5 protein-coding genes are annotated in these 4,590 nt (G+C 54.2%); 3 read left to right on the forward strand and 2 right to left on the reverse strand.

Going from position 1 to position 4,590, the window contains the following annotated elements; translation table 11 throughout:
- The 3 genes from AC33YF_RS12920 to AC33YF_RS12930 all read left to right on the forward strand — a co-directional run.
- A partial coding sequence (locus AC33YF_RS12920) for an ABC transporter substrate-binding protein (protein ID WP_491777620.1) occupies positions 1 to 652 on the forward strand: 652 nt, incomplete at its 5' end.
- A 279-nt stretch (positions 653 to 931) separates the two neighbouring features.
- Positions 932 to 2,404, forward strand: a complete 1,473-nt coding sequence (locus tag AC33YF_RS12925; protein WP_491777621.1) for a sensor histidine kinase — start codon at positions 932 to 934, stop codon at positions 2,402 to 2,404.
- Positions 2,401 to 2,775 carry a response regulator gene (locus tag AC33YF_RS12930; protein ID WP_491777622.1) on the forward strand — a complete coding sequence of 125 codons (375 nt, stop codon included), beginning with the start codon at positions 2,401 to 2,403 and terminating at the stop codon, positions 2,773 to 2,775. Before AC33YF_RS12925 ends, AC33YF_RS12930 begins: the two co-directional genes overlap by 4 nt.
- 295 nt (positions 2,776 to 3,070) lie before the next feature.
- Here AC33YF_RS12930 and AC33YF_RS12935 read toward each other — a convergent pair whose 3' ends face one another.
- A complete protein-coding gene (locus AC33YF_RS12935) occupies positions 3,071 to 4,207 on the reverse strand; it encodes an adenylate/guanylate cyclase domain-containing protein (RefSeq protein ID WP_491777623.1) in 1,137 nt (378 codons plus the stop codon).
- A 116-nt stretch (positions 4,208 to 4,323) separates the two neighbouring features.
- Positions 4,324 to 4,590, reverse strand: a 267-nt coding sequence (locus AC33YF_RS12940; RefSeq protein ID WP_491777624.1) for a transposase, incomplete at its 5' end; no start/stop codon positions are given.

Raw genomic sequence — 4,590 nt, forward strand, 5'->3', positions numbered from 1 at the left:
CGAGCTTTTTGCTCGCGAGCCTATTCGCACTATCAGCGACCTCAAAGGCAAACGAGTTGGCATCAACGAAATGCATCTCGGGGAACACTTGTATATATCAATTATGGCCGCGTATGTCGGGCTAGATCCGAAGAAAGATATTAAATGGGTAACCAGCAAGACCGGTCCTCCGTTGGAGCTGTTTGCTGCGGGCGAGACCGATGCCTTCCTAGGCTTTCCACCCGAACCCCAAATGCTTCGGGCCCGCGGACACAAGCGGGTCATTCTCAATACGGTTCAGGATCACCCTTGGTCGCAATACTTCTGCTGCATGATGTACGGCAATCGCTCCTGGGTCCGCAATCATCCGGTTGCCACCAAGAAATTCCTGCGTGCAATGTACAGGGCTGCGGCAGTGTGTTCTTCCAAACCGGAAAATGCGGCTCGACAGCTTGTGGATGGCAAATTCGCGGAACGGTACGACTATGCGCTGGAGACTATCAAGGCGATACCCTACGATCTCTGGCATGAATACGATTCCGACGACACAATGCGGTTCTACGCGCTCCGATTACATGATGCGGGGATGCTGAAGAACAATCCCAAGAAAATCCTTGAGGAAGGCACCCAATTTAACTTCCTTAAAGATCTCAGACACGAGATGAGAGGATAAGCCGTGCGGGAGGCGTTTTCATGCTATCGGCCCCAAATGCCTGCGGGCACATCCGGCAGAGACTGCCACCCGATTATCAAAACAACTTTAGGAACAGCACGCCAATACCGCCGCGTCCTTTTCCTTACGTGGCCTGGAAGCTGCGCCCAGGCCTCCATGCAGGAAAACCGAATCGGGATGCCTTGGCGGGATCGAAGTAATTCACACCCAAGTTGATGACAAGCCTTGATCCACCTGCGGAACCCAGTAGTCGACGCGATCTCACGCGTGCCGATCCGCGTGCAATCAAAAATGCTTGCGGCATTTCTACTGATGGTCGGGCTCCTCATCCTACTGGGCGCATTGGGTTTGCAGTCTCTTAGGGAGATGAATGAGCGCAGTGAGGAGCTCAACGAACTCCAACGCAAGATTACCGCTTATCGCCATGTCCAACACGGCACAACGCGTCAACTCTATGGCGTCACATCCGCTTTACACTCTCAAGATGATCGAGCACTGGATGGCGTGCTTCGCCAACTGAGCCAATTCGGATACGATTTGGATCGCCTACAGTATGTGGCAAAGGACGAGCGCGAAGTGCTCTCCAAAGTCAGAATGGATTATGAGCGCTTCATTGAGGCTGTCTCCAAGGCAATTAATTATGCCCGGGCAGGTCGTTTAGCGGAAGCCCGTGCCTTACAGTTGAACGAAGCCCGCCCCCTTGCTGACCGTCTTGAGCGTCTTACGAACAAACTCGTCAACTTGGCCGAGGCCGATATGCTGGCGGGTATCAAGAAAAGTCGACAGGCGTACAGCAACTCCAGAATTTTCGTTGTGGGCTTTTCGGTGGGTAGCATTCTGTTGGCTCTCGGCCTTGGGTATGTCTTTTCCTGGTCAATAATTCGGCCGCTAAAAAAGATCGAAACGCGACTACGCAAAGTAGCCGCCGGCGAGTTCACAGAGCACGTAACGGTTGCTAGCCGCGATGAATTGGGCGAACTGGCCGCTAACCTGAATCGTACTTGCGACGAGCTTGCTCGACTGTACCAGGAACTCGAAGAGGCAAGCCGACACAAGTCACAATTTGTCGCAAACATGAGTCACGAACTGAGAACACCTCTAGCGGCTATGCTTGGATACACAGAGCTGTTGCTTGACGGCTTGTTTGGTGAGTTGCCAGAGAAAGCAATCGCGAGACTTGAACGAGTGCAGGCGAACGGCAAGCACCTCCTCGGCCTGATTAACGCGGTTCTTGATATCTCTAGAATCGAGGCCGGACAGTTTAGTCTCAACCTGGGCGAGTATGCTCTAAGCAGCCTTATCGAGACAGTGCGTGTGGCAACCGAGTCGCTTGCTTCGGAGAAGGGCCTTGAGCTTCACACAGAAGTTGCGCCGCAATTGCCCTCTGGCTTTGGCGATGAACAACGGTTGATGCAGGTTTTGCTCAATCTTGTTGGCAATGCAATCAAATTCACTGACAAGGGAACGGTCGCTGTCGCTGCCAGCCTAGAGAATGATGAGTTCGCGATTTATGTCCGCGACACGGGACCCGGCATTGCTCCCGCTCAGCAGGGACGCATATTCGAGGAATTCCAGCAGGTCGACAGCACCGACACTAAGACAAAAGGTGGCACAGGGCTTGGATTGGCAATTTCCAAGCAGATCATCGATATGCATGGTGGCCGTATCTGGGTGGAGTCGGAACTCGGGGCTGGCGCGACGTTCCACATCAGGCTTCCCGTAAGGGTGCCAGCACAAGGAGCAACCACGTGAAAGGTCGTGTGCTCATTGTCGACGATCAAGAAGACTTGCGCGACGTCCTGCGCTTGGCTCTGGAAGGCGCTGGCTACAGTGTGATCGAAGCGCAGAACGGGAGGGAGGGTGTTGAGAAGGCGGTCCATGAGCGCCCGGATCTGGTGATTATGGATATCCAAATGCCTGTGCTCGACGGCTACGACGCCACCCGCGAGATCAAGTCGTCGCCTGATATTTCGCGAACGCCGATTATAGCCCTCAGTTCATTCGCGATGAAGGGCGATGAGGAGAAAGCGCGCGCGGCTGGCTGTGACGACTATGTCACCAAGCCATTTAGCCCAAAGCAGATGGTCGCGCTTGTCCGCAATTATATTGGAGAGTCTGGTTAGGCCGTGCCGCCGCCATCCGCCGGTCGTGCATCGGCCCGATCTTATCGCACTACCAATTCTAGGCTGGTCGTTCTCTATCAGGGCAGCCATATGATCAAGAGCGCCTCCTTTCCCGGCCTACAATATTGCGACTGCTAAGGGACGAAGTGTGTCACCAGTCGCCTTGAGCAAGTGCGGCAACGCAAGTCTTCTTCCTACCGAAAACATCGGTCAGCTTTTCGGTAGGACAGTGGGCTGCTAAAATCGCCATACAAATGCAGAAGGCAGAGCGGTCCGTGAACTTCATTAATCGGCTCTAATGCCTCAAACCGCGCAATCGCCAGCAGACAACCGGCTGCCGTAGGCCCTTGAAGGTGATCTCGCCCAGGGGTTCTGCTTCGATCAGGTCATTCGTGGCAGTTACCACTCTTTGCGTGATTAGAATCTCGTCTCGCTTTGCTTCGTCGCAAAGCCGAGCCGCCTGGTTCACGACGGTGCCGATAGCGGTATAGTCGACGCGGCCATAAAATCCAATCTTGCCGATTGTTGCGTATCCGTTTGCGACACCCACACCGAACCCCAGCTGATAACCGAGCGTCAGCCAATTGTCGCAAAGCTCAGCGATCTTGTCCCGAAGTTCCAACGTTAGGCGAACGGCGCGCGCTGCATGATCTTCCATTCTTACCGGATCATTGAAGACGATCATCAAGCCATCGCCCAGGAAGCGGTCCAGCGTACCTCCATACTTTTCGACCAAAGGGCCAGCCTCTGCATGGTAGTCGGCCAAAACGGCCATGACTTCCTCCGGCTCCGAGACTTCGGAGAAAGCAGTAAAACCGCGAAGATCGCAGAATACGACAGTGATTTCACGGCGATGGCTGTCCAGAATGCTTTCATCGCCGGAAGTGACGACCATTTCCGCCAGCTGTCGTGGAAGAAATCGCCTTAGTCGTTGCATACGGTCTAGCTCGTTGACCTGCGCGGCCACCCGGGTTTCAAGTTTCTGATTAAGTTCCTCAAGTTCTTCCTTTTGCCGCTGCAACAGATGCGATTGATCTTCAATTGTATCGTGTAGCTCCTTGATGCGTAGTAGCGATCTCACGCGCGCTACCAGCGATGCCTGATCGACAGGTTTGGTGAGATATTCATCGCCGCCAGCGTCGAGCCCCGCCACAATATCAGCCGTCTCGCCTTTGGCCGTCACAAGAATGATCGGCATGAAGGGGAGCGATTCGTCACGCTTGAGCCGACGGGCGACTTCTAGGCCGTCGATCTTGGGCATCATGACATCCAGTAGGATTAAGTCAGGCTGATCAACTTGTGCGCGCTCCAGACCCTCGGCACCATCCCGCGCTGTTATCACTTCGTAACCTTGGCTCGTCAGACGCGTCTCCAGAATTTCGACGTTCGCTTCATTGTCGTCAACAACGAGGATCAGTGGCGTTTCGCGCACGTGTTACTCCGTTTTGTCGAGATGCTCGCAAACCTTAGCAAGCCATTTACCCGGACTAAAGGGCTTTGTTATGTAGTCTTGATGGCCGACTGCTGGAGCTTTCGTGTCGTCTCCAGCTAGGCCGTGGAGTCAATTGATCTCAAGAAGATGCGGATGGAGGCAAGCTGGATGAAGGCGAAGAAGTTGGCGCCGAGTTTGTCGTAGCGGGTGGCGATGTGTCGAAACTGCTCGAGCTTATTGAAGAAGCGCTCGACGCGGTTGCGTCCGCGGTAGACCGCCTTCTTCCATCGGTACTTCCTCTTGCGATTTCCACGGTTTGGGATGTAGGGCTTGGGCATTCGAAACGCTTCACAAACTCGACCGTTTGTCGGGTGAAAAAATCG

The sequence above is a fragment of the Methyloceanibacter sp. genome (assembly GCF_058506495.1).